The sequence below is a fragment of the Streptomyces sp. NPDC048734 genome (genome assembly GCF_043198675.1).
Lineage (GTDB): Bacteria > Actinomycetota > Actinomycetes > Streptomycetales > Streptomycetaceae > Streptomyces.
Window position 1 is genome coordinate 40,095 of record NZ_JBICUZ010000025.1, and the last position, 24,150, is coordinate 64,244.

General features: G+C 68.3%; 21 protein-coding genes. 12 read left to right on the forward strand and 9 right to left on the reverse strand.

Annotated features, from left to right (window positions below; all coding sequences use genetic code 11):
- Window positions 1-68: 68 nt before the first annotated feature.
- The 3 genes from ACGFQC_RS34795 (at window position 69) to ACGFQC_RS34805 (ending at window position 2,091) form a co-directional block, all read left to right on the forward strand.
- Window positions 69-1,277: a S8 family serine peptidase gene (locus ACGFQC_RS34795; protein ID WP_363092043.1), complete on the forward strand. Its 1,209-nt coding sequence runs from the start codon at window positions 69-71 to the stop codon at window positions 1,275-1,277.
- 93 nt (window positions 1,278-1,370) lie between these two features.
- The gene (locus ACGFQC_RS34800; protein WP_252547269.1) at window positions 1,371-1,709 is read left to right on the forward strand and encodes a WXG100 family type VII secretion target; all 339 of its coding nucleotides are present in this window, start codon (window positions 1,371-1,373) and stop codon (window positions 1,707-1,709) included.
- A gap of 79 nt (window positions 1,710-1,788) precedes the next feature.
- The gene (locus ACGFQC_RS34805) at window positions 1,789-2,091 is read left to right on the forward strand and encodes a WXG100 family type VII secretion target (RefSeq protein ID WP_363092044.1); all 303 of its coding nucleotides are present in this window, start codon (window positions 1,789-1,791) and stop codon (window positions 2,089-2,091) included.
- 127 nt (window positions 2,092-2,218) lie between these two features.
- Here the strand turns inward: ACGFQC_RS34805 and ACGFQC_RS34810 are convergent, their stop codons facing one another.
- The 6 genes from ACGFQC_RS34810 to eccCa all read right to left on the reverse strand — a co-directional run bounded on the left by ACGFQC_RS34810 (window position 2,219) and on the right by eccCa (window position 10,653).
- Window positions 2,219-2,572, reverse strand: a complete 354-nt coding sequence (locus ACGFQC_RS34810) for a hypothetical protein (RefSeq protein ID WP_363092045.1) — start codon at window positions 2,570-2,572, stop codon at window positions 2,219-2,221.
- 436 nt (window positions 2,573-3,008) lie between these two features.
- Window positions 3,009-3,638 (reverse strand): hypothetical protein, encoded by a 630-nt coding sequence (locus ACGFQC_RS34815; protein ID WP_363092046.1) that lies wholly within the window; start codon window positions 3,636-3,638, stop codon window positions 3,009-3,011.
- Window positions 3,639-3,659: 21 nt separating this feature from the next.
- Window positions 3,660-5,837: a hypothetical protein gene (locus ACGFQC_RS34820; protein ID WP_363092047.1), complete on the reverse strand. Its 2,178-nt coding sequence runs from the start codon at window positions 5,835-5,837 to the stop codon at window positions 3,660-3,662.
- A gap of 5 nt (window positions 5,838-5,842) precedes the next feature.
- Complete coding sequence (locus ACGFQC_RS34825) at window positions 5,843-6,289, reverse strand: hypothetical protein (RefSeq protein WP_363092048.1); 447 nt, start codon at window positions 6,287-6,289, stop codon at window positions 5,843-5,845.
- An 84-nt stretch (window positions 6,290-6,373) separates the two neighbouring features.
- Window positions 6,374-6,604, reverse strand: coding sequence for a DUF6199 family natural product biosynthesis protein (locus ACGFQC_RS34830; RefSeq protein WP_363092049.1), 231 nt, complete (start codon window positions 6,602-6,604; stop codon window positions 6,374-6,376).
- 77 nt (window positions 6,605-6,681) lie between these two features.
- Window positions 6,682-10,653: a type VII secretion protein EccCa gene (gene eccCa, locus ACGFQC_RS34835; protein WP_363092050.1), complete on the reverse strand. Its 3,972-nt coding sequence runs from the start codon at window positions 10,651-10,653 to the stop codon at window positions 6,682-6,684.
- Between the two features lie 317 nt (window positions 10,654-10,970).
- Here eccCa and eccD point away from each other — a divergent pair, with 317 nt between their 5' ends.
- Window positions 10,971-12,476: a type VII secretion integral membrane protein EccD gene (eccD, locus tag ACGFQC_RS34840; RefSeq protein WP_363092051.1), complete on the forward strand. Its 1,506-nt coding sequence runs from the start codon at window positions 10,971-10,973 to the stop codon at window positions 12,474-12,476.
- Between the two features lie 491 nt (window positions 12,477-12,967).
- On the opposite strand, the gene ACGFQC_RS34845 is transcribed toward eccD, so the two are convergent.
- Window positions 12,968-13,261 (reverse strand): DUF397 domain-containing protein, encoded by a 294-nt coding sequence (locus ACGFQC_RS34845; RefSeq protein WP_363092052.1) that lies wholly within the window; start codon window positions 13,259-13,261, stop codon window positions 12,968-12,970.
- Window positions 13,262-13,576: 315 nt separating this feature from the next.
- Here ACGFQC_RS34845 and rpsO point away from each other — a divergent pair, with 315 nt between their 5' ends.
- The 5 genes from rpsO to ACGFQC_RS34870 all read left to right on the forward strand — a co-directional run bounded on the left by rpsO (window position 13,577) and on the right by ACGFQC_RS34870 (window position 19,015).
- Window positions 13,577-13,867: a 30S ribosomal protein S15 gene (gene rpsO, locus ACGFQC_RS34850; protein ID WP_363092053.1), complete on the forward strand. Its 291-nt coding sequence runs from the start codon at window positions 13,577-13,579 to the stop codon at window positions 13,865-13,867.
- 304 nt (window positions 13,868-14,171) lie between these two features.
- Window positions 14,172-16,391: a polyribonucleotide nucleotidyltransferase gene (locus tag ACGFQC_RS34855; RefSeq protein WP_363092054.1), complete on the forward strand. Its 2,220-nt coding sequence runs from the start codon at window positions 14,172-14,174 to the stop codon at window positions 16,389-16,391.
- Window positions 16,388-17,767, forward strand: coding sequence for a pitrilysin family protein (locus ACGFQC_RS34860; protein ID WP_363092055.1), 1,380 nt, complete (start codon window positions 16,388-16,390; stop codon window positions 17,765-17,767). The genes ACGFQC_RS34855 and ACGFQC_RS34860 overlap by 4 nt, the downstream gene beginning before the upstream one ends.
- Before the next feature lie 23 nt (window positions 17,768-17,790).
- Window positions 17,791-18,543: a 4-hydroxy-tetrahydrodipicolinate reductase gene (gene dapB, locus ACGFQC_RS34865; protein ID WP_363092056.1), complete on the forward strand. Its 753-nt coding sequence runs from the start codon at window positions 17,791-17,793 to the stop codon at window positions 18,541-18,543.
- 13 nt (window positions 18,544-18,556) lie between these two features.
- A complete protein-coding gene (locus tag ACGFQC_RS34870; protein WP_363092057.1) occupies window positions 18,557-19,015 on the forward strand; it encodes a hypothetical protein in 459 nt (152 codons plus the stop codon).
- 98 nt (window positions 19,016-19,113) lie between these two features.
- Here ACGFQC_RS34870 and ACGFQC_RS34875 read toward each other — a convergent pair whose 3' ends face one another.
- Window positions 19,114-19,668: a hypothetical protein gene (locus tag ACGFQC_RS34875; RefSeq protein ID WP_363092058.1), complete on the reverse strand. Its 555-nt coding sequence runs from the start codon at window positions 19,666-19,668 to the stop codon at window positions 19,114-19,116.
- 89 nt (window positions 19,669-19,757) lie between these two features.
- On the reverse strand, window positions 19,758-19,994 hold the full coding sequence (locus tag ACGFQC_RS34880) for a hypothetical protein (RefSeq protein ID WP_363092059.1): 237 nt from the start codon (window positions 19,992-19,994) through the stop codon (window positions 19,758-19,760).
- Between the two features lie 217 nt (window positions 19,995-20,211).
- On the opposite strand from ACGFQC_RS34880, the gene thyX reads away from it, so the two are divergent.
- The 3 genes from thyX to ACGFQC_RS34895 all read left to right on the forward strand — a co-directional run bounded on the left by thyX (window position 20,212) and on the right by ACGFQC_RS34895 (window position 23,882).
- Window positions 20,212-20,952: an FAD-dependent thymidylate synthase gene (thyX, locus tag ACGFQC_RS34885; protein WP_363092060.1), complete on the forward strand. Its 741-nt coding sequence runs from the start codon at window positions 20,212-20,214 to the stop codon at window positions 20,950-20,952.
- A gap of 217 nt (window positions 20,953-21,169) precedes the next feature.
- Window positions 21,170-22,069 (forward strand): 4-hydroxy-tetrahydrodipicolinate synthase, encoded by a 900-nt coding sequence (gene dapA, locus ACGFQC_RS34890; protein ID WP_363092061.1) that lies wholly within the window; start codon window positions 21,170-21,172, stop codon window positions 22,067-22,069.
- A gap of 127 nt (window positions 22,070-22,196) precedes the next feature.
- The gene (locus tag ACGFQC_RS34895; RefSeq protein ID WP_363092062.1) at window positions 22,197-23,882 is read left to right on the forward strand and encodes a ribonuclease J; all 1,686 of its coding nucleotides are present in this window, start codon (window positions 22,197-22,199) and stop codon (window positions 23,880-23,882) included.
- Window positions 23,883-24,150 lie beyond the last annotated feature (268 nt).

The following is a 24,150-nucleotide window of genomic DNA, read 5'->3' on the forward strand; positions in this document are numbered from 1 at the left end:
GCATGGTGGCAGGGATCAGCCGGCGCGGCGGGCGGAGCGTGTCTTCCGCGGGGCGAAACGGGAGACGGGTGTCCGCCGTCTGTTCGGCGCTCGGTGCCTTGGCAGTCCTCTCGGCAGGTCTGGCTCCGAGCGCATCGGCCGCCGACGTCCAGTCGCAGCAGTGGTATCTGTCGGCGATGAAAGCCGAGGAAATGTGGAAGGTGAGCACCGGGAAGGGAGTGAAGGTTGCCGTCATTGACAGCGGAGTCAACCCTGATACCCCATCTCTTAAGGGGCAGGTACTTGCCAATGAGGTGCCTCCGGTCGTGGGGTATGGCGCAACACGGGACTACTTGGGCCACGGAACGACCATGGCGGAACTGATCGCCGGTACCGGTGCTGGTGAGGGACTTAAGGGCCTTGCCCCCGAAGCCAAGATTGTCCCTTACCGCATCAAGACCGACGATCTGAAGGGCGCGGTAGAGCGAAATAAGACCGCAAGCTCTGCCCAGGCGATCAGAGCCGCCGCTGAAAGTGATGCCAAAATCATCAGCATGTCCTACGGGAGTCCTGGCGACAACCCGGAGGAGGCGGCGGCCGTCAAATACGCTCAGTCCAAGGGCAAGCTGATGTTTGCGGCCGTGGGAAATGACGCGGAGCGCAAGGCCCCTATTGGGTATCCGGCTGCGTACCCTTATGTCGTGGGAGTTGCCGCATCGGACGAGAACGGAAAAGCCGGAGACTTCTCGGAGTACGGGAACTACGTTGACCTGGCCTCCCCTGGACTGAACGTCCCCACATGGTGCGACAAGACCTTCCGCTCATACTGCACAGGCCAGGGCACAAGCCAAGCCACCGCCATCGCCTCCGCCTCCGCCGCCCTGATCTGGTCCGCCCACCCCGACTGGACGGCGAACCAGGTCCTCGCCAGCCTGATCGACACCGCAGGCCGTGACTGGGCTAAGGACGACCCGAGCACGTACCTCGGTTACGGACTGATCCGCCCCCGCAAGGTGCTGGAGAACAGCAACTTCAATCCCGGCGCGGCCGACACCGACCCGCTCGCCAAGGAGAACACGGTGGGCGTCACAGGCGACGACACCTCGACCTCCCCGTCCGCATCAACCTCGTCACAGCTCCCGAAGACCCCTTCAGGTGGCCAGACTTCGGCGGCAGGATCGAGCGCGAACTCCTCCGACGACAACACCACGATGTGGGTCACCCTCGGAGCGGCGGCGGCCGTGTTGGTGATCGGCGGTGGCGCCTTCGCGATGGTGCGTTCACGGCGCGGCGCATGACGGGCGACGTACCACGACCAGCCACACACAACCGTTCTGGTGCGGAAACGCACGCAGAGACGAACCACAGCTCATACGAAAAGGGGTGCCGAAATGGTCGACCGCAAGCTTAATGACGGCGACGTACAGAAGCTCCAGACGGAAGTCATCGACCGGTACGACAACATCCGGGGCTCGCTGGCGAAGCTGCAGGGCACGATCGACATGATCGAGAAGGCCTGGACGGGTCAGGGCGCCAACGCGTTCAACGTCAAGCAGACGGAGATCAACGGCCACATGGTCGCGATCGGCAAGATGCTCGACGACTTCCTCGAGGGCATCCACATGAACAAGACCGACAAGCGCAACCTCGAGGACCAGATCGAGGCCGACCTCAAGCAGATCTCGGTCGAGGACCTGGGCGGGAAGACGTCGGCGCTGAACAGCTACTGACGGTTCGGTGGCGGTACTGAGCCACACCGTTGTCCGGGCTGTGCAGTCCGGCTGAAAATCTTCAAAGAAACGAGGAAACATGTCCGGAGCCCACTACGACGACCTTGCCGTCACGTACGGCACCATGGACGCGCTCGCCACCGAGCTCGGCAACCAGGCCAAGAAGCTCGAGGAGGACCTCGAGGCCCTGCGGCAGGCCGTGCTCAACGTGTCCGCGGGCTGGGGCGGCGAGGCGTTCCAGACGTTCCAGGGCAAGAGCGAGGAGTGGAACAAGCACGCGCGTGGCATTCACACCGCGCTGGTCCAGATCTCGCAGAAGGTCCACACCGCCGGCGGCGACTACCGCGGCGGCGACCTGAAGGGCGCGAGCTACTTCCAGTAGGAGAGCGCGCAGACACGACACCAGGGTGGGCACGCACGGGAGGTGCCCACCCCGGTGCTGTGTCACGTCACTTCAGGTCGGCTACGCTTCGGCCGCGCATTGTGGTGAGAAGTGGTCCGGAGAGCGATCAGCCGCACTCATCGGAGTCTTCGAGCGCCTTCGTATAGGCCATGATCAGTTTCTTCATCGCGCCCGAGTCGGATCGATCGGGGGTGAACACCTGGATCACGGCATACAGGTTCTGATCGGGATGATCCGAGGACCTGCACGATGTCGCGGTCTTCCCCACGGCGCCCGTGCCCGAATAGAGATAGCGATTGTCGTCGGTCACTTGGCCGTCGTCGATCTTGTCGTACGCGGCGGCGACGGTAGACGCGCCCTCCCCGTTGCTCCACCACGTCTGGGTCTGCCGGACTGAGACATCGCCGTCGACGACGAGGTCACAGCGTTTCGTCCCCCCATTGGGTGACGAGGGCTTCACGGCGAAGGAATTACCTTCGGAAGGAAAGCGTCGAGTAACCAGGGGTCGAGTGGAATGCCGCAGGGGGCGTTGGGTATCGTGTACTTCTTTCCCTCTTCTTCAGCTCCGCCTGAGCAAGCAAAAATTTCCAGCGCTCCGGTCAGTGCGACGACGGCATAAGTCGGAACTTGGATGATTCGTGCGAGATGGCCAGGTCGCTTCCTGAACAAAAAAGGGCGCTCTCCCGCGCAAGCTAGATGTCGGTGTCGATGAATTATGTCATGTGCACGGTGTTCGTGCTAGCTTCTCTGAAGCTCCTGCGTTCTGGAATAGTTTTTCTAAGGTCATGCTGCTGATAGTGTCGGATATCCTGCCGCTGCAGTGCCGACTAAACTTGCGATGAATGTGATTCCGGTGTATCCGTTCCGGCAGGATTCAGATTCATGTGAGTCGGTTGTCAGCTTTTTCCGAAACGAGGAAGCTTTTCCGGGAAATCTTGGGGACTCTGGCAATCCCCCAAGGAGTAAGCGCGCCGGGTGATCTGGTAGGCGAAGTCGGTCAGTGCTTGATGTAGATCGATACCAGTAGTTCTGCTCTCTCCGATGACACGCACTTCGGTTACCAGGGCGTATTCTTGAGAAGCGTCATCCGACCTACTTTCATTAGGGACGCACGGCGTGTATACGCTGGCAAAATCTTCTTTTGCGAGAGCGTAAATTCCATCCGAGGAAGTCTGTACGGTTGCCCCTTTCGGTTCTCCACCGTAGGATTTATAGTATTTTTCCCATGTTTTCTGGGAAGAATCCTGGATCTTCGCTTCTCCCGACAAGATGGAATCGTTGGCGGTGTAGATACGGCAGCTGAAGATGAAGCTGTCCCCGGATCCGTTGATGTCCGCACCTTCTTCGGCTGACCTGGTGTCCGGGAGGACCCGTCTCACCGTATCCCTCTCAACTCCTTCATCGCACACTCTGCTCGGAAGGTTATCGAGCCCTTTGGTGAAGAATTCTTGATAAGAGAACCAAGCTCCAATCGCCAGAGCCAATGTTGCGGTTCCGGTAATCGCGATTTTTTTATTCTTGTCCATGGGGATCCTGTCGGATTTTCCTCAGTTCGGGACCTGCTTGTTGGACCTCAAAATGATTTCGCTCGATTCCCAGCCTTCATTTACAGCTTTTCCGATCATTGTATTGGTTCCGTCTATCGGAAGGTTCACATGGTGTCGCTTCAGTGCATCCTGAACCGACCATTGTGTCTGCTGGCTGACCGATTCCTGAGTGCTGCTGAGGTCCTGTCCATTTCGATAAATTGCCTCGTCCAGTGCGCCGTCCAATTCCCTACCCTCGAGCAAGCGGCCGACGGCCATTCCTGCGGCGCCGGTGATGAACCCTCCAGCTCCGGCGTAAGCGGCTCCCGCCGGTCCCGCTGGAGCCAGTGCGGCAGTGCCGTACCCGATGCCGGCCGATAGTGCGGTATTGAAGAAGTTGCCTTGAGCCTCCAAGCTGTCATTGAACTCTTTTTCTGTCCCGACCGACGATTCGATATCTGCATTCGCGACGGAGCGGGCGACGATACCTTCGATTATTCCTGCATTTCTCCCGACGCCTTGAAGGACTTGGTTGCGGTCTCCATCGAACAAGGAAGGGTCTGCCAGATGCGCATCAAGGAGGCTGCCGGTGTAGATGCTCTCTCCGTAAACGATTCCTGCCCTTCCTGACGGGTCTGATGAGATTGCTGACAGGAATCTCGTTACATCTGTCTGTTTGAGGCCTGTGGGGGCATCGCTCGGCGAAAGGAAAATGGCTTCGGAGTTTGGCCCTCCGAACGCCCGGCTGATTTCCGGCATGTAGGAGGCTGCCATGTGCCCAAAACTTTCACCCATTCCGCGTCCCACGAGGTCTGCGCCGCCATCGGACTGCGCCACAGCGTGCATGACGTTTGCCATGATCTGGACCTGGGCTTCGCTGTGTGGTGGAGCTGCCTCCATTGAGTCCCCCAACCCAATTCCGGTCACTGCGGCTTCCAGCGCATGCCCCAGTGAGTGGCCTCGGTCCGTGTACGCGGTCGTGGCCAGCAAACGATCGAGATCGGACCTGGACTCGAAGGCATGCACCGCTGCCTCCGGGTTGTGAGAGAGCCCCTCGAAGAGTCCTTCTAGTGGATCTCGGCCGTTGCCATCTCCGAAGACGAGGTCGAGAGCGTCGTACCCCTTTACCCACAGTGCATCGGTGTTGTTTTCTCCCCCTACCTTGTCCGCCTTGAAAAGCGTCTTCCGGTAGTCGTCCAAGAACTCGGTGTCGTACTGCCCCTCCCGCATCAGGCTGCTGATCACCTGCGAGCCGAGGGCTCCGACGGGGCTGAAAGAGTTCGTGGCGCGGAAGTTGGTGTTCCGTTCGGCGACGAGGTCCTTCTTCCAGTCCTGCATAGCCTCCGAGTCGGAGAACGACGCCGTGGCCAAGGTCAGACCCAGATTGCTCTGCAGACTCTTCATCGTGTCGAGTTCCGAGCCCCTGGCACCGGCGTGCGCAGAGGTCATCTCGGTCCAGAACTGGAGCGTCCCCTTGGGCCCGAGGCGGGTGGCGAACTGTTCCGCGAACAGGGAGTCGCCGTTGTAGAGCTCCAGGGTGCGGTTGAAGTCGGCGATGTCGTCGAGGCTCATGTCGGCCGGGTTCTTGGCCATCTTCGCCAGTTTCTCCGCGGCCGCGACGGCCCTGGCCGCGGAGTCCCGGTCGGCGTAGGAAGCGTCGGCGAAGCCGTACTTGGCCTGGTCGACGAGCAGGCGCAGGACTTTCGCGGCACTGTTGTCGCTCTGCGTCGCCTTGGTGAGGATGCCCTGGATCTCGTCGCGGAGGTCGTTCACCGCCTTCTGGTCCGTCGCGCCGGTCTTTCCGCTGGGGTCGGAGGCCCAGTCCGGCCGGGTGTTGCCGGTGACCGTGAACGTGCCTTCGCCGGTGTCGACCACCGTCAGGTTCTGTTGCGCGGCCCGCGTGATCGCGTCGTTCAACTGCGTGCGGTAGCCGATGAGCTCACCGCGGGTATCGCTGAGGATCTTGGTGATGGAGTCGGCCTGGGTGTGCGCGTCGGCGAACTCCGCTGCCGTCCTGGTGATGAACTCGCGGCTGACGGTGGCGTTGACGCCGGCCCATTTAGCCTTGTCGGCCTTGGCCTTGAGGTTGTTCTCGGCGTCCTTCTGCAGGTCCGCGAGCTTCTTCGTCATCTGTTCCCAGTCGGTGACCGCTTCACCGAGTTTGGAGAAATCCCCGTAGCGCAGGGCGTCGAGGTCCATCGGTGTCAGTGACCCTTCCGGTCGTCGAAGCCCTCGTCCAGCAGGGAGATGCTGCTCACCGTGCCGGAGATGTACGAGTCGTCGGCGGCATGCTGGTTCTTCGTGAACCGCAGATGGTTGGAGATGTGGGCGCAGGCGTCCAGCAGAGACTTCGTCTGCTCGCTCCAGCGCTCCGTCACATGATCCAGCGCGGCTCCCAGGGCAAAGCCCTCCCCTTTGAGGCCGCCCGCGGCCGCCGCGGAAGCCACGCGCGCGTGCCCGCTGTAGGTCGTGAAGTCCTCGAACAGGTCATGGGCCGCCTTGCCGACCGCCTCGAGATCCTGATGACCCGCTACGAGGTCTCCCTGAGTGCCGTCCCCACCCTGGTCGGCGGGGTACTGGTTGAGCTGCATCCGTGTGGATTGCCGCTCCGCCGCCGCGCCCTTGAGCTGCTCCCACTCGTCCCACGCCACGTGCGAATACCTCCCGTGATGGTGAGTCCTGACGGAGGGTGGCGGACCGTGACCGCATCGGCCCCGTCTCGCGCCCCACCTGTCTCACATCTCAGCGGCCAGAGAGAACGTCCAGATGGCCATGCCCACCATGAGCGCCGCACACAGGAAGGCCGCGACCCGCTGCGACCGGTACGCCGAGTCCGACGGCTCGTTCGCCGCCGGATCCCGGAACCGCCTCGCCTGGAAGCGCCACCACAGCGCCCGCTGGTCGGCCGAGCCGAGCCCGACCATCACCAGAGCCAACAGAAGCAGGAAAATCCCCACACCGACCATCAGTACGTCCCTCCCGATACCGGACACGACACCCCGGTCGTGTCCGGTACGTCAAACCGGCTCTCCGTCAGGGCACTTCATTCGGTCCCGTCCGCCATCAACCCCACCTGAACCAACGGCTTCCCCCGCCGCCGGGACACGAAGATCCCCCGGCCCGCCGGCATCGGACGCGGCCGTACCCCGCCGAGGAGGTCGCCCTCCCCGGGGTCGCCGGCCAGCACCACGCCCTGGGCACCGAGTTCCTTGATGCGCTGCATGAACGCCTCGTACGAGGCACGGCCGGCGCCGGCCGTCGAGCGGGCGACGATGAAGCGGACGCCGACGTCCCGGGCGAAGGGGAGCAGCTCCGTCAGCCCCGCCAGCGGGTTGCCGCTGGACGTGGCGACGAGGTCGTAGTCGTCGATGACGACGAACACGGTCGGTCCGCGCCACCAGCTGCGGTCCCGGAGCTGCTGCGCCGTCACGTCCGCCGTCGGGGAGCGGCGCTTCATCAGGTCGGCCAGCGCGGACATGTGGTGGTCCATGGCGTTGGACATGGGGATGTACTCGGCCAGGTGCGAGGCCGGCGTCGCGTCCAGCAGGGAGCGCCGGTTGTCGACCACGAAGAACTTGCACGCGTCGCCCGCGTACCGCTGCGAGAGCTGCTTGATCAGCAGGCGCAGCAGGTTCGACTTGCCCGACTCGCTCTCGCCGAAGACGAGGAAGAAGGGGTCCTGCTCGAAGTCGAGGTACACCGGTTCGAGGTTGTCCTCGTCGAGGGCGAAGGCGACCCCGCGCCGCGGGAACCGGTCGCCCGCGGGGAGCTGTTCGGCCGGGAACTCGCGCGGCAGCAGCCGTACGTCGGGGGCGCCGGGCGCCTCCCAGTGGCGGGAGACCTCGGCGGACAGCGCCTGGGTCGCGTCGGCGAGGTCGGTGTCGGAGGCGAGGCCGTCGATGCGCGGCACCGCCGCCATGAAGTGCAGCTTCTGCGGGGACAGGCCCCGGCCGGGAACGCCCGTCGGGACGTTCGCGGCTGCCTTGCGGTCGATCTCGGAGTCCATCGTGTCGCCGAGCCGCAGCTCCAGGCGGTTCATCAGGTGGTCCTTGAGGGCGGCCCTGACCTCCATCGAGCGGGACGCCGTCAGGACCAGGTGGATGCCGTAGCCGAGGCCGCGGCCCGCGATCTCGTGGATGATCTGGTCGAGCGCCTCGTAGTCGGAGCGGAAGTTGCCCCAGCCGTCGATGACGAGGAAGACGTCGCCCCACGGCTGGTCGGTGACCGAGATCTCGCCCCGGGCCCGCCTGTTGCGGAAGTCGGCGATCGAGGGGATGCCCGCGGAGCGGAAGTACTCCTCGCGGCGGGTCAGCACGCCGTACACCTCGGCCACCGTGCGCCGCACCCGCTCCGGGTCCAGCCGCGAGGCCACCCCGCCGACGTGCGGCAGTCCGGCCAGCGAGGCCATGCCGCCGCCGCCGAAGTCGAGGCCGTAGAACTGGACCTCGTGCGGTGTGTGGGTGAGGGCGAAGGAACAGATCAGCGAGCGCAGCAGCGTCGACTTGCCGGACTGCGGGCCGCCGAGGATCTGCATGTGGCCCGCGGCACCGGAGAAGTCCACCCACAGGGCGTCACGGCGCTGCTCGAACGGCTTGTCCACCAGGCCGACCGGAACGACCAGGCGGCCCGCGCCCTCGTAGCCGGGCTGGGTGAGCCCGCGGCCCGGCACGGCCGTGAGGCCCGGCAGCAGCGCGTCGAGCGAGGGCGGGCTGTCCAGCGGCGGCAGCCACACCTGGTGGGCCGCCGGACCCTGGGCCTCCAGCCGGCGCACGATGACGTCCAGGACGGTGTCGGCGAGGGCCTCGTCGACCTCGGGACCGTCGCCGGAGGGGCGCTGCTGGGGCACGGTCGCGTACCGCACCGGCACCTCGGCCGCGGTGAACAGCACCGGCTGCCGGTCCACCGGCAGTTGACCGCCGCCCAGCGCCGCCCGCTGCGGGCCGGAGCGGTAGACGCCGGAGACGTACGCCGCCTTGAACCGCAGCATCTCGTCCGTACCGAACTTCAGGAAGCCGGAACCCGGCACGTTGGGCAGCGAGTACGCGTCGGGCACGCCCAGCGCCGCCCTCGACTCGGCCGCCGAGAAGGTGCGCAGACCGATGCGGTACGACAGGTACGTCTCCAGGCCGCGCAGCCGGCCCTCCTCCAGGCGCTGCGAGGCCAGCAGCAGGTGCACACCGAGCGAACGGCCGATGCGGCCGATCTGCACGAACATCTCGATGAAGTCCGGCTTTGCGGTGAGCAGTTCGCTGAACTCGTCGATCACCAGGACGAGGGAGGGGATCGGCTGGAGCGGGGCGCCGGCGGCGCGCGCCTTCTCGTAGTCGTGGATGTTGGCGTAGTTGCCCGCGTCGCGCAGCATCTCCTGGCGGCGGTTCAGTTCGCCGCGGATGGAGTCGCCCATGCGGTCGACCAGCGTCAGGTCGTCCGCCAGGTTGGTGATCACGGCCGCGACGTGCGGCATCTGTGCCATGCCCGCGAAGGTCGCGCCGCCCTTGAAGTCGGCGAGGACGAAGTTCAGGGTCTCCGAGGAGTGGGTCACGGCCAGGCCCAGCACCAGGGTGCGCAGCAGTTCGGACTTGCCGGAGCCGGTGGCGCCGACGCACAGACCGTGCGGGCCCATGCCCTCCTGCGCCGCCTCCTTGAGATCCAGCATGACCGGACGCCCGTCCTCACCGACGCCGATCGGCACCCGCAGCCGCTCGGCCAGCGAACGCGGCCGCCAGGTGCGCTTCGGGTCCACGGACGCCGCGTCACCGAGGTTCAGCAGGTCGGTGAACTCCAGGTTGGCCAGCAGCGGTTCGTCGTCGTCGCCGCCGGAGGCCATCCGCAGCGGCGCCAACTGCCGGGCGAGCACCTCGGCGGACTCGTACGACAGCGCGTCGGGCGTTCCCTCGTAGACGGTCCCGTGCCCCGACTCCAGGTGCAGCACACCGGGTTCCACGACGATGGACAGCTCGCCGCCGGGCCCGGACAGCTCGCCGGGGACGACCTCGAGGACCGTCACGCCCTGGAGCCCCTCGGGGTTGGCCAGGAACGAGTCGGGCGGCAGCGAGACGCCGTCGAGGACGACGACGATGTGCGGCTCCTCCGGCAGCGGGGCCGCGTCCGGGTGGAACCGCGGGCGGCCGCTGAGCCGGGAGGCGATCAGGTTCTCCAGTTCGCGCGTGTCACCGCCGATCAGCCTGCGGCTGCCCGCGCCGTCCACCGTGCCAGGCGCCTGCACGTGCGGCAGCCACTTGGCCCAGTCCCAGTGCGCGAGTTCGTCCCGGCCCGCCGCGACCACGAGCACGAGGTCCTCGGGCGAGTGCAGTGCGGCCAGCGAACCGGCCATGGCGCGGGCGGAGGACCGTACCGACTGCGGATCTCCGCTCACCGTGACGTGGTAGAAGGCGCGCAGCGACACCGCCATCGGCAGGGCGTCCAGGGTGCCGTGGACGGCGAGGAAGCGCTGGAAGGCGCCCGCGGTCAGCGGCTCCAACTGCTCCACGGGGCCGGTCTCGGGGCTGACGAGCGGGGTGGCCAGCGACTGGGCGCCGAGGCCGACGCGGACCTGGGCGAAGTCCTCGTCGCCGGGCCGCCGTTCCCACACCCGGCTGCCCTCGGCGACCAGGGCCCACAGCTGCTCGGGGGAGGGGTGCAGGTAGTACTGGGCGTCCCGCTGCGCCTTCGCGGTGGCGATCGTCGTCAGCCGGGTCTGCGCCAGATAGCTCAGGTAGTCGCGGCGCAGGTCCGCCAACTGCCCCTGCGTGCCGCGGCGGAAGCGGACCACCATCGCGATGGACATCGCCACCGTCGAGGCGATCATGATCATGCCCATGATGCGCATGAACGGCTGTCCGCTCGTGAAGAAGAAGACGACCGAACCGCCCATGCCCAGCGTGGGCAGCAGTTGCATCAGCACGCTCTCCTGATGCCCCCGCGGCAGCTCGGGCGGGGGCTGCACGGCGATCTCGCCCGTGGGCACCTCGGACGGCAGTGCCCGGGGAGGGCGCTTCACGACGATGTGGCTCACTGCTCACCAATTCCCTTGCCGGCCCCGGGTAAGTACCGTCCGCCACCCCGTGTCAGGCGGACGCGGGCCGCCGCGTGATCCTACTGACTTCCCGTGCGACGAGGGGGCGGTAGGGTGCCGGATGTTCGCGTGAGCACATGCGAGTCGGTCCGGGTGAGCCGGGACATTCCGTGAGAACGGGAACGGTTCGGCGCTCTCCGGCCGCCCGACGGCGGCCGTTTCGCCGCCCGGTCGGACCCACCGGTCCCACGCGGCACGGCACGGACCGGAAATTTTCACACCGCCGACGCGGAACCATCACTGAGGGGGAGCAGCAGGTGAGCATCACGGCCTCCGCGGCAGCCACTGGAGGAGGGCAGGGACCGGGCGCCGCCTCCGGGACGGGCCTCGGCTTCTGCCGGGTCACGATCGTCGCGCCCGACAGCCGGATCGACGTGGCGCTGCCCGACGACATCCCGGTCGTCGACCTCTACCCGGAGATCCTCCGACTCTCCCGGCAGAGCCCCGCCGAGGGCGCCCCGGTCGGCTACCACCTCGTGCGCCGGGACGGCACCGTCCTGGACGGCTCCCGCTCGTTCGCCGCGCAGCACATCCTCGACGGCGAACTCCTCTCGCTGCGCCCCTTCTCGGAGTCGCTGCCGCCCGCCGTCTTCGACGACGTCTCCGAGGCGGTCGCCGCGGCCGTGACCCGCGAGCACGCCCTGTGGGGCGGCGACCTGACCCGGGCCGCGGGCCTGGTCGGGGGAGGCGTCCTGCCGGTCCTGCTCGCCTTCGTGGCCTGGACGGGCGACCCGCGCCACGACATGCACTCCCTGCCGGGCATCCTCGCCGCGGTCGTCGGCGTCCTGCTGGTCGCCCTCGCCTGCGTCCGCGCCCGTGTCTACGACGACCGGCCCTCCGCCGTCGCCCTCGGACTCGGCGCGCTGCCCAACGTCGGCGTGGCAGGCTCGGGACTCCTCCCGCTCGCCGACGGCCAGGGCGTCGGCAAACTCCAGTTCCTCCTGGCCTGCGCGGCGGTCCTGCTGGCCGCGGTGCTCCTCACCCTGTGCTCGCCGGGCGGGGACGGCCCGTTCGTCGCCTTCGTCGTGGCGTCCGGCGCCGGTCTCGCGGCGGTGTTCGCGGCGATCCTCGCGCACTGGACGCCGTCCGAGACCGCCGCCCTGTGCGCGCCCGTCGCCGTGGGCGCCCTCGCCTTCCTGCCCGGCCTCTCCATGCGCTTCGCCCGGCTGCCGATCGGCTTCGACACCCCCGACACCACCCGGCGCAGCGCGTACGGCGCCGATCCCGCCCCCCAGGAGCCGGTCGACGTCGAGCGGATCACCGCCCAGGCCCGCCGCGGCCACGAACTGCTCGTCGGACTGGTCGGCGGCTGCGCCCTGATCGCGGTCGGCGCCTGCTCGGTCCTCGGCTTCTCCGACGGCTTCTGGGCCCAGCTGCTCGCCCTGGCCGTGGGCATCGCCCTGCTGATGCGCGCCCACCTCTTCCGCTACACCGCGCAGGTCGCCCCCGTCCTCGCCGCCGGCCTCGCCTCCCTCGTGCTGCTCGGCCTCGGGCTGGCGCTCAACCCGCCCGTGTCGGTGTTCCGCGACGCCCTCGCGGGCGACCGCACCGACCTGGACGTGCGGACGATCTGGCTGGTCGCCGCGATCGCGGCGGCGGCCGCGCTCGTCACCGCGATCGGCCTGATCGGCTCGCGCGGCGGTCTCACGCCGTTCTGGGGACGGTTCACGGAGATCGCCGAAGGCTTCGTCCTGCTCACCCTGGTGCCCCTGGCGCTGGCCGTCTTCGACGTCTACGCGGCCGCCCGCGCGATGACGAGCTGACCGGTCGGCAAGTCGGCCGACCGCCGCCCCGCCGCCCCACCGCCCCGGCGGGGCGGCGGGGCGGCGGGGCGACGTCACAGCCGTCAGGCCATGACAGCCGTCAGGTCATGACAGCGATCAGGTCATGACGGTGATCAGGCCACGACAGGACCAGACCGTCACGGGCAAGGACCGGGACCGCCGAGGGTGTCCGGTCACTCGCCGTACGTGTGAGCGACGACCACCTCACGCTCGACGCACGGGCGCCCCCGGCCCCGGAGACCGGCGACGAGAGGCCGTACTTCCCCTTCGGCCTGCGGGCCGAGGCCGCGCTGACGACGATGACCGACCACAACGTCGTCGTCCAGAACGGCCGCCTCTTCTCCGGCGTCAAGAAGGCCGGGGCCCGCCGCCGGCCTGCCGAAGCGGACTTGCCCGGTCCCCGGTCCCCGGCCCCCGGGGCGCGGTGGCGGGAAGGCGACGGCGCGGACGCGAGCCGCCTGTCGCGCCGCCTACCGCGCCGTCTGTCCGCCGTTGTGCGGCGCCGGCTCCAGGTCGAACTCGCCGTCCCGCGCTCCCAGGACGAAGGCACGCCACTCCGCCTCCGTGTAGCGCAGCACGGTGCCGGGGTCGAGCGACGACCGCATCGCCACCGCGCCGGCGGGAAGGTAGGCGATTTCCACCCGCTCCTCGTGCTCCTCCGTGCCGGGCGCGCTGTGCCACTCGACGCCGGAGATGTCGAGGGCGTACAGCTCGTCCCTCTCCCGCTCCTTGCGCGCCTTGGTCTCCTCTGCCGTCTCCGCCATGTCGCAGCGACCCCTTCCCGACGTACGGACGAACAACGTTGCTTCCCTGAAAGAACGATCCGAGCGCCACCCTAGTGGCCACCCCGACGCCTCCTCAGGGGTTCGCGGACCGCGGCGAAGGCGCCCGCCACCTCCTGGTACCCTGATGGACGGACGTTTGTGTACGCACCCCCGGATCGCCCTCAGCAGACCTGATGGTCCCTGATGGTCCTGGAGGCCGCGCCCAGCGGATCCCCGCCTCCCGAGTAACGGAAGCTCCCCCGAGACACAGACCGGGGGCACTCGGTGGCCCACCACGGACTACGAGGAGTACGCGTGTCGCTCGACGCCGCTACGAAGAAGCAGATCATCGCCGAGTTCGGCCAGAAGGAGGGCGACACCGGCTCCCCCGAGGTCCAGGTCGCCATGCTCTCCCGTCGGATCTCCGACCTGACCGAGCACCTCAAGACCCACAAGCACGACCACCACTCCCGCCGTGGTCTGCTCATCCTGGTCGGTCAGCGCCGCCGGCTGCTGCAGTACCTGGCCAAGAAGGACATCCAGCGCTTCCGTGCCCTGGTCGACCGCCTCGGCATCCGCCGCGGTGCGGCCGGCGGCGCCAAGTAGGACGCCATGAAGGGAGCGGTTCCCGTCATCATGCGGGGACCGCTCCCTTTGCCGTACGTGCGCAAACGTGCGGAGTGTCACCCACGCTTTGTAGTGTGGTAGCAGAACGCAATAGGCACGAGACAGACGAACAGACGAGGAGAGGCGCACGTAGCCGCCGCCGGTCCTCGGTAGTGGCCCCCGGGGGAAAGCGAGCCCCGGGTGCTTCGATCGAAGACCGGCCCGCACCGCACGGAGCGCCTCTCCGCCACCGTCCCCCTGCCACACGGGCAGCCCAGGGGACGAAGACGAGGAGAAAACGCTAGTGGAGAACGAGACCCACTACGCCGAAGCCGTCATTGACAACGGCACCTTCGGCACCCGCACCATCCGCTTCGAGACGGGCCGTCTGGCCCGCCAGGCCGCCGGCTCGGCCGTGGCCTACCTGGACGACGACACCATGGTGCTGTCGGCCACCTCCGCCTCCAAGAACCCCAAGGACCAGCTCGACTTCTTCCCCCTCACGGTGGACGTCGAGGAGCGGATGTACGCCGCCGGCAAGATCCCCGGCAGCTTCTTCCGCCGTGAGGGCCGCCCCTCCGAGGACGCCGTCCTCACCTGCCGCCTGATCGACCGCCCGCTGCGCCCGTCCTTCAAGAAGGGCCTGCGCAACGAGATCCAGGTCGTCGCCACGATCATGGCCCTCAACCCCGACCACCTGTACGACGTCGTGGCGATCAACGCCGCGTCCGCGTCCACGCAGCTGGCCGGCCTGCCCTTCTCCGGCCCGATCGGCGGCGTCCGCGTCGCGCTGATCCGCGGCCAGTGGGTCGCCTTCCCGACGCACACCGAGCTGGAGGACGCCGTCTTCGACATGGTCGTCGCCGGTCGCGTCCTGGAGGACGGCGACGTCGCGATCATGATGGTCGAGGCCGAGGCCACCGAGAAGACCATCAAGCTGATCGAGGGCGGCGCCGAGGCGCCGACCGAGGAGGTCGTCGCCGCCGGTCTGGACGCCGCGAAGCCCTTCATCAAGGTGCTCTGCAGGGCCCAGGCCGACCTCGCCGCCAAGGCCGCCAAGCCGACCGGCGAGTTCCCGATCTTCCTCGACCACCAGGACGACGTCCTGGAGGCGCTGTCCGCCGCCGTCCGCCCGGAGCTCTCCGCCGCGCTGACCATCGCGGGCAAGCAGGAGCGCGAGGCCGAGCTGGACCGCGTCAAGGCGCTCGCCGCCGAGAAGCTCCTGCCGGAGTTCGAGGGGCGCGAGAAGGAGATCTCCGCCGCGTACCGCTCGCTCACCAAGCAGCTGGTCCGCGAGCGCGTGATCAAGGAGAAGAAGCGCATCGACGGCCGCGGCGTCACGGACATCCGTACGCTCGCCGCCGAGGTCGAGGCCATCCCGCGCGTGCACGGCTCCGCGCTGTTCGAGCGTGGCGAGACCCAGATCCTGGGCGTCACCACCCTCAACATGCTCCGCATGGAGCAGCAGCTGGACACCCTCTCCCCGGTGACCCGCAAGCGCTACATGCACAACTACAACTTCCCGCCGTACTCCGTCGGCGAGACCGGCCGCGTCGGCTCCCCCAAGCGCCGCGAGATCGGCCACGGCGCCCTCGCCGAGCGCGCCATCGTGCCGGTGCTGCCGACGCGCGAGGAGTTCCCCTACGCGATCCGTCAGGTGTCCGAGGCCCTCGGCTCCAACGGCTCGACGTCCATGGGCTCCGTCTGCGCCTCCACCATGTCGCTGCTGAACGCCGGTGTGCCCCTGAAGGCCCCCGTCGCCGGTATCGCCATGGGCCTGATCTCCCAGGAGATCAACGGCGAGACGCACTACGTCGCCCTCACCGACATCCTCGGTGCGGAGGACGCCTTCGGCGACATGGACTTCAAGGTCGCCGGCACCAAGGAGTTCGTCACCGCCCTCCAGCTCGACACCAAGCTGGACGGCATCCCCGCCTCCGTCCTGGCCGCCGCCCTCAAGCAGGCCCGTGACGCCCGCCTCCACATCCTCGACGTGATGATGGAAGCGATCGACACGCCGGACGAGATGTCCCCCAACGCCCCGCGGATCATCACCGTCAAGATCCCCGTGGACAAGATCGGCGAGGTCATCGGCCCCAAGGGCAAGATGATCAACCAGATCCAGGAGGACACCGGCGCCGACATCACGATCGAGGACGACGGCACCATCTACATCGGCGCCGTCGACGGCCCGTCCGCCGAGGCCGCCCGCGCCACGATCAACAGCATCGCCAACCCGACGATGCCCGAGGTCGGCGAGCGCTACCTGGGCACGGTCGTGAAGACGACCACCTTCGGCGCGTTCGTGTCGCTGATGCCGGGCAAGGACGGTCTGCTGCACATCTCGCAGATCCGCAAGCTCGCCGGCGGCAAGCGCGTGGAGAACGTCGAGGACGTCCTCGGCGTGGGCGCCAAGGTCCAGGTCGAGATCGCCGAGATCGACTCCCGCGGCAAGCTCTCCCTCATCCCCGTGATCGAGGGCGAAGCGTCCGACGACGACAAGAAGGACGACGCCGAGCAGTGACGTCCCGTAGCTCCAAGGTGACGGCCCGCCCCTCTTCGGAGGCGCGGGCCGTCGCCCGTACCCAAACCCTCATCAAGGGCGAGAACGGCATCGGCACGGTCCGCAAGACCACCCTCCCGGGCGGCCTGCGCATCGTCACCGAGACCCTCCCCTCGGTCCGCTCCGCGACCTTCGGCATCTGGGCACACGTCGGCTCCCGCGACGAGACCCCGGCGCTGAACGGCGCCACCCACTACCTCGAGCACCTGCTCTTCAAGGGCACCCGGCGCAGGTCCGCGCTGGACATCTCCTCCGCCCTCGACGCGGTCGGCGGCGAGATGAACGCCTTCACGGCGAAGGAGTACACGTGCTACTACGCGCGCGTGCTCGACGCCGACCTGCCGCTCGCCATCGACGTCGTCAGCGACATGCTGACCGGCTCCCTGATCCGGGAGGAGGACGTCGACGTCGAGCGCGGCGCGATCCTCGAGGAGATCGCGATGACGGAGGACGACCCGGGCGACTGCGTGCACGACCTGTTCGCGCACACGATGTTCGGCGACAACGCCCTCGGCCGCCCCGTCCTCGGCACGGTCGAGACCGTCAACGCCCTCACCGCGGACCGCATCCGCCGCTTCTACAAGAAGCACTACGACCCCACCCACCTGGTGGTCGCCGCCGCGGGCAACATCGACCACAACAAGGTCGTACGGCAGGTCCGCGCCGCCTTCGAGAAGGCCGGCGCGCTCAAGGAGACCGACGCCGCCCCCATCGCCCCGCGCGACGGCCGGCGCACCATCCGCACCGCGGGCCGCGTCGAACTGCTCGGCCGCAAGACCGAACAGGCGCACGTCGTCCTCGGCATGCCCGGCCTGCCCCGCACCGACGAGCGCCGCTGGGCCCTCGGCGTGCTGAACACCGCTCTCGGCGGCGGCATGTCCTCCCGACTGTTCCAGGAGGTCCGCGAGAAGCGCGGCCTGGCCTACAGCGTCTACTCCTACACCTCCGGCTTCGCCGACTGCGGACTGTTCGGCGTGTACGCCGGCTGCCGGCCCAGCCAGGTGCACGACGTGCTGAAGATCTGCCGCGACGAACTCGACACCGTCGCCGAGCACGGCCTCTCCGACGAGGAGATCACCCGGGCCATCGGCCAGCTGCGCGGCTCCACGGTCCTCGGCCTGGAGGACACCGGCGCGCTCATGAACCGCATCGGCAAGAGCGAGCTGTGCTGGGGCGAGCAGATGTCCGTCGACGACATGCTGACCCGGATCGAGGCCGTGACCCCGGACGAGGTCCGCGAGGTGGCCCGCGACATCCTGGGACGGCGCCCGTCGCTGTCGGTCATCGGCCCGCTCAAGGACAAGCAGGCGTCCCGCCTGCACGAGGCCGTCGCCTAACCCCTCCCGTAAGGAAGCAACAGATGAGCAAGCTGCGCGTGGCGGTCCTCGGCGCCAAGGGCCGCATCGGCGCCGAAGCGGTCCGGGCGGTCGAGGCCGCCGAGGACATGGAGCTGGTGGCCGCCCTCGGCCGGGGTGACGAGCTGGAGACGCTGGCCGGGGCCGACGCCCAGGTCGCGGTGGAACTGACCACCCCGGCCTCGGTCATGGACAACCTCGACTACTGCGTACGGCACGGCATCCATGCCGTCGTCGGCACCACCGGCTGGACCGAGGAACGCCTCGCGCAGCTGACCGGCTGGCTGGAGCGGTCCCCGGAGACGGGCGTGCTCATCGCGCCGAACTTCTCCATCGGGGCCGTACTGACCATGAAGTTCGCACAGATCGCGGCGCCGTGGTTCGAGTCGGTCGAGGTCGTCGAGCTGCACCACCCGAACAAGGTGGACGCCCCCTCCGGCACCGCCACGCGCACCGCCCAGCTCATCGCCGAGGCCCGCCGCGCCGCCGGCTGCGCCCCCGCCCCGGACGCCACGGCGACGGCCCTGGACGGGGCCCGCGGCGCGGACGTCGACGGCGTCCCCGTCCACGCCGTCCGCCTGCGCGGCCTGCTGGCCCACCAGGAGGTCCTGCTGGGCGCCGAGGGCGAGACCCTGACCATCCGCCACGACTCCCTGCACCACAGCAGCTTCATGCCGGGCATCCTGCTGGGCGCCCGCCGCGTGGTGACGACTCCGGGCCTGACCTTCGGCCTGGAACACTTCCTGGACCTGAACTGAGCCCCTGACTGCCATGCGTGCGAAGCTCTCCTACGCCCTCACGGCCGCCGTCCTGGTCTTCTACTTCGTCCTGGCCGGCAGCCGCGGCGTCATGCTCATCCGGTCCGGCACGCTCCTCACCGTCACCTTCGGCGTGGCGGTGCTGATCCTGCCGGTCATCGGCGTCTGGTTCCTGTGGAAGAACACCCAGTTCGTCCGCCGGGCCAACCAGCTCGCCGCCGAACTCGACGCCGAGGGCGGCCTGCCCGTCGACGAGCTGAAGCGCACCCCCAGCGGCCGCGTCGACCGCGACTCGGCCGACGCGGTGTTCGCCCGCCGCAAGGCCGAGACGGAAGCGGCTCCCGACGACTGGCGCACCTGGTTCCGCCTCGCCGTCGCCTACCACGACGCCCGGGACACCCCGCGCGCCCGCAAGGCCATGCAGCGCGCCATCACCCTGCACGGCACCACACGGCACCCGGCCTCCTCCTGAGACCGCGCGCAGTCGTCCTGAGGCCGCGCACTCGTCCTGAGCCTGTGCACGAGAAGGCCCGGTCCGCACCTCCGGACCGGGCCGCCTCAGGTGTGTCCTCAGGGCCGCCGGTACTCGTCGGCCCACGCCTCCACGGAGTCCGCGGCCCGGTCGAACGCCTCCGGCCGTGCCAGGAAGTCGGCCCCGTGCGAGGTGAGCAGCGGCACCGCGCCCTCCGCGGCCCGGTCCCGCCGTACGAGGGTCAGCGCCTGGCCCTGCACGGTGCGCGGCAGACCCATCCAGCGCACGGGCTGCTGCACGGTCCGCACGGCCACGACGCGGTTCCAGGTCACCGTCCGCGTGACGAGGAAGTTCACCTGGCGCACCCCGCGCGCGCTCACCCACACCCCCATCCGCAGCAGCCGCAGCGCGCCGCCGATCACCAGCAACGACAGACCGAAGACGATGCCGGCCTCGGACACCGAGCCGGTCAACGCGATGATCACCGCCGCGAACAGCACGTACGACGCGAGCAGCAGGCACAGCGCGGCCGCCGCGACCCGCCACGGGCCGGGCCGGTAGGGCCGCCGCCAGTGCTCACGGTCGTCGAAGGGCAGCGCGACCTCGTCCGCTGCCTCGAATGCGCGGTCGGCCGTCAGGAAGGGCAGGGGCACGGCTGGTCCTCACTCGTCCATGCGTGGGCTGTGCCGGTGAGGCTATCCGCCTGTGTCCCCGCTCACCACCTCCGGGGGTCCGGACGGGGTCAGCGGCCCCGGGAGGCCTGTGACTGCTGGTCGGGGACGGAGTGGTCCGCGGACAGCGCCGGCATCCCGATGACCAGCGAACCCACCAGGGAGGCCACGATGGTGAGCCCCAGCAGCCAGCGCCCGGCCAGCTGCCCCAAGGAGGACCGCTCAGGAGGCGGGGGAGCGACATTGCTACGGAACCTGTCGTCCTCGGCGAGGAAGGCGAAGGGTACGGGCTCGCGCCGACGGAACATGACGGGTACGTCCTCCTGGGAGCTGACGAGTGGACTCGGCGACCGACGGCCGTCACCGATGACGGCCGTCACCGGTACAGACGAGCGAGTGCCCGAAAACGTGCCCCATATCGGCAGACGTCCTGTGCGGATCCCGCGGCGCCCGTGAAACTCCCGGCCCGGCGGCCGTCGTAAAGTTGGCGCCGCTCCGCAGACGCGATGGAAGGACCCCCGAACCGTGACCCCCACCCCCGACGACGAGGCCAAGATCGAACTCCGGAGCGACGTCACCGTCGAACTGGTCAAGCACACCGCGTCCGACGCGGACGTGCTGTTCGCCGCCCGCGTCTCGACCGCCGGCGAGCAGTCCCTGGACGAGCTGAAGAAGGACCCCGAGCGCTCCAAGGGGCTCATCAACTACCTGATGCGGGACCGCCACGGCAGCCCCTTCGAGCACAACTCGATGACCTTCTTCATCAGCGCCCCGATCTTCGTCTTCCGCGAGTTCATGCGGCACCGCGCGGGCTGGTCGTACAACGAGGAGTCCGGCCGCTACCGGGAGCTCCAGCCGGTCTTCTACGTCCCGGACGCCTCCCGCAAGCTCGTGCAGCAGGGCCGCCCCGGCAAGTACGTCTTCGTGGAGGGCAGCGAGGACCAGCAGGAACTGGTCAGCCGCACGATGGAGGACTCCTACCGCCAGGCCTACTCCGCCTACCGGGAGATGCTCGCCGCGGGCGTCGCCCGCGAGGTCGCCCGTGCGGTCCTCCCGGTCGGCCTGTTCTCCTCGATGTACGCCACCTGCAACGCCCGCTCCCTGATGCACTTCCTCGGCCTGCGCACCCAGCACGAACTGGCCAAGGTCCCGTCCTTCCCACAGCGGGAGATCGAGATGGTCGGCGAGAAGATGGAGGCCGAGTGGGCGAAGCTCATGCCCCTCACCCACGCGGCCTTCAACGCCAACGGCAGGGTCGCCCCGTAAGCCGCTTCGGTCAGCCGTTCTGCAACGGAGACGTATGTGCGGATCATCCGCGTGAAGTGTCCGTATTGCGGCATTTGGAGAAGTTCATCTAGCCTGATCAAACGGACCCGGCACTGCCTGAACCCCCGAGCAGGCAGTGCCGGGCTCCGCATTTGTCACCACTTGTCGTCCGCCCCGAGGGCAGACCCCGCCCCGAGCAACGAGTAGCGTGTTCCCCATGGCTCCGACCTCCACTCCGCAGACCCCCTTCGGGCGGGTCCTCACCGCCATGGTCACGCCCTTCACGGCGGACGGCGCACTCGACCTCGACGGCGCACAGCGGCTCGCCACCCACCTGGTGGACGCAGGCAACGACGGCCTGATCGTCAACGGCACCACCGGTGAGTCGCCCACCACCAGCGACGCGGAGAAATCGGACCTGGTACGAGCTGTCCTGGAGGCCGTCGGAGACCGGGCCCACGTCGTGGCCGGAGTCGGCACCAACGACACCCACCACAGCATCGAGCTGGCGCGCGCGGCGCAGCGGACCGGCGCACACGGCCTGCTCGTCGTCACGCCGTACTACAACAAGCCCCCGCAGGAGGGCCTCTACCGGCACTTCACGGCCGTCGCCGACGCCACCGAGCTGCCGGTCATGCTCTACGACATCCCCGGCCGCAGCGGCGTCCCGATCAGTACCGAGACGCTGGTCCGCCTGGCCGAGCACCCGCGGATCGTCGCCAACAAGGACGCCAAGGGCGACCTCGGCCGCGCGAGCTGGGCCATCGCCCGCTCGCGCCTGGCCTGGTACTCCGGCGACGACATGCTGAACCTGCCGCTGCTCTCCGTGGGCGCGGTCGGCTTCGTCTCCGTCGTCGGTCACGTCGTCACCCCGGACCTGCGCGCCCTCGTGGACGCGTTCACCTCGGGTGACGTCCACAAGGCCACGGAGATCCACCAGAAGCTGCTCCCGGTCTACACGGGCATGTTCCGCACCCAGGGCGTCATGACCACGAAGGCCGCGCTCACCCTTCAGGGCCTGCCCGCGGGCCCGCTGCGGCCGCCCATGGTGGAACTCACCGCGGAAGAGACCGCCCAGCTCAAGATCGATCTTGCCGCCGGCGGGGTACAGCTCTGACACCAGACTTCACAACTGAATACGGCAGGCCACCGGTGCCTGCGCACATCCACAACTGCTTCTGCACGAACGTCACGCGCGCCACGTGCCCCACCGGTACGTGGCGCGCGTGTTTGAGGAGAGTCTTTTGAGTCATCCGCACCCCGAACTGGGCCCGCCCCCGCCGCTCCCCGAGGGAGGCCTGCGGGTCACCCCGCTCGGCGGCCTCGGCGAGATCGGCCGCAACATGACGGTCTTCGAGTACGGCGGTCGCCTGCTGATCGTCGACTGCGGAGTGCTCTTCCCCGAGGAGGAGCAGCCGGGAATCGACCTGATCCTGCCGGACTTCACGTCCATCCGGGACCGCCTCGACGACATCGAGGGCATCGTCCTCACGCATGGCCACGAGGACCACATCGGCGGCGTCCCCTACCTCCTCCGGGAGAAGCCGGACATCCCGCTGATCGGCTCCAAGCTGACCCTCGCCCTGATCGAGGCCAAGCTCCAGGAGCACCGCATCCGCCCCTACACCCTTGAGGTGGCGGAGGGGCACCGCGAGCGCATCGGCCCGTTCGACTGCGAGTTCGTCGCGGTCAACCACTCCATCCCGGACGCCCTCGCGGTCGCCATCCGCACCCCGGCCGGCATGGCGGTCCACACGGGCGACTTCAAGATGGACCAGCTCCCGCTGGACAACCGCCTCACGGACCTCCACGCGTTCGCCCGGCTCAGCGAGGAAGGCATCGACCTCCTCCTCTCCGACTCGACGAACGCGGAGGTCCCGGGATTCGTCCCGCCCGAGCGCGACATCTCCAACGTCCTGCGCACGGTCTTCGCGAACGCCAGCAAGCGGATCATCGTGGCGAGCTTCGCCAGCCACGTCCACCGCATCCAGCAGATCCTGGACGCGGCCCACGAGTACGGCCGCAGGGTCGCCTTCGTCGGTCGCTCGATGGTCCGCAACATGGGCATCGCCCGCGATCTGGGCTACCTCAAGGTCCCGCCGGGCCTGGTGGTGGACGTCCGCAGCCTGGACGACCTTCCGGATCACGAGGTGGTCCTGGTCTGCACGGGCTCCCAGGGCGAACCGATGGCCGCCCTGTCCCGCATGGCCAACCGTGACCACCAGATCCGCATCGTCGACGGCGACACCGTGATCCTGGCGTCGTCGCTCATCCCCGGCAACGAGAACGCGGTCTACCGCGTGATCAACGGCCTGACCCGCTGGGGCGCCAATGTCGTCCACAAGGGCAACGCCAAGGTGCACGTCTCGGGCCACGCCTCCGCGGGCGAGCTGTTGTACTTCTACAACATCTGCCGGCCGAAGAACCTGATGCCGGTCCACGGCGAATGGCGGCACCTGCGCGCCAACGCCGAACTGGGCGCCCTCACCGGCGTCCCGCACGACCAGATCGTCATCGCCGAGGACGGCATCGTCGTCGACCTCGTCCAGGGCAAGGCCAGGATCTCGGGCAAGGTCCAGGCGGGTTACGTGTACGTCGACGGCCTCTCGGTCGGCGATGTGGGCGAGCCGGCGCTGAAGGACCGGAAGATCTTGGGGGACGAGGGCATCATCTCGGTCTTCCTGGTCGTGGACTCCTCGACCGGCAAGATCACCGCCGGCCCGCACATCCAGGCCCGCGGGTCCGGTATCGACGACTCCGCCTTCGGAGCCGTCGTGCCGAAGATCAACGAGGTCCTGGAACGGTCGGCCCAGGACGGGGTCGTCGAGCCGCACCAGTTGCAGCAACTCATCCGCCGCACCCTGGGCAAATGGGTCTCCGACACCTACCGGCGCAGGCCGATGATCCTCCCGGTCGTCGTGGAGGTCTGACGGGCTGACGACCCCTCACCGGCGTCAACCTGGGGCGGGGCACCTCGATTTGCATCGGGGCGCCCCGCTCCAGTACGTTTACGACTCCGCCTGAACGGGAAGCCCTCGACGCCTTGTGTGTCGGACCGGCCAACCGGGAAGGGCCGGGAAAACCGACTCAGAACTTCTGATAAAGTCGGAACCGCCGGAAAGGAAACCGCGAAACAAAAGCGGGAGCCTGGAAAGCGCCGAGGAAATCGGGCCGGGAAACGGTCTGGTAGAGTCGGAA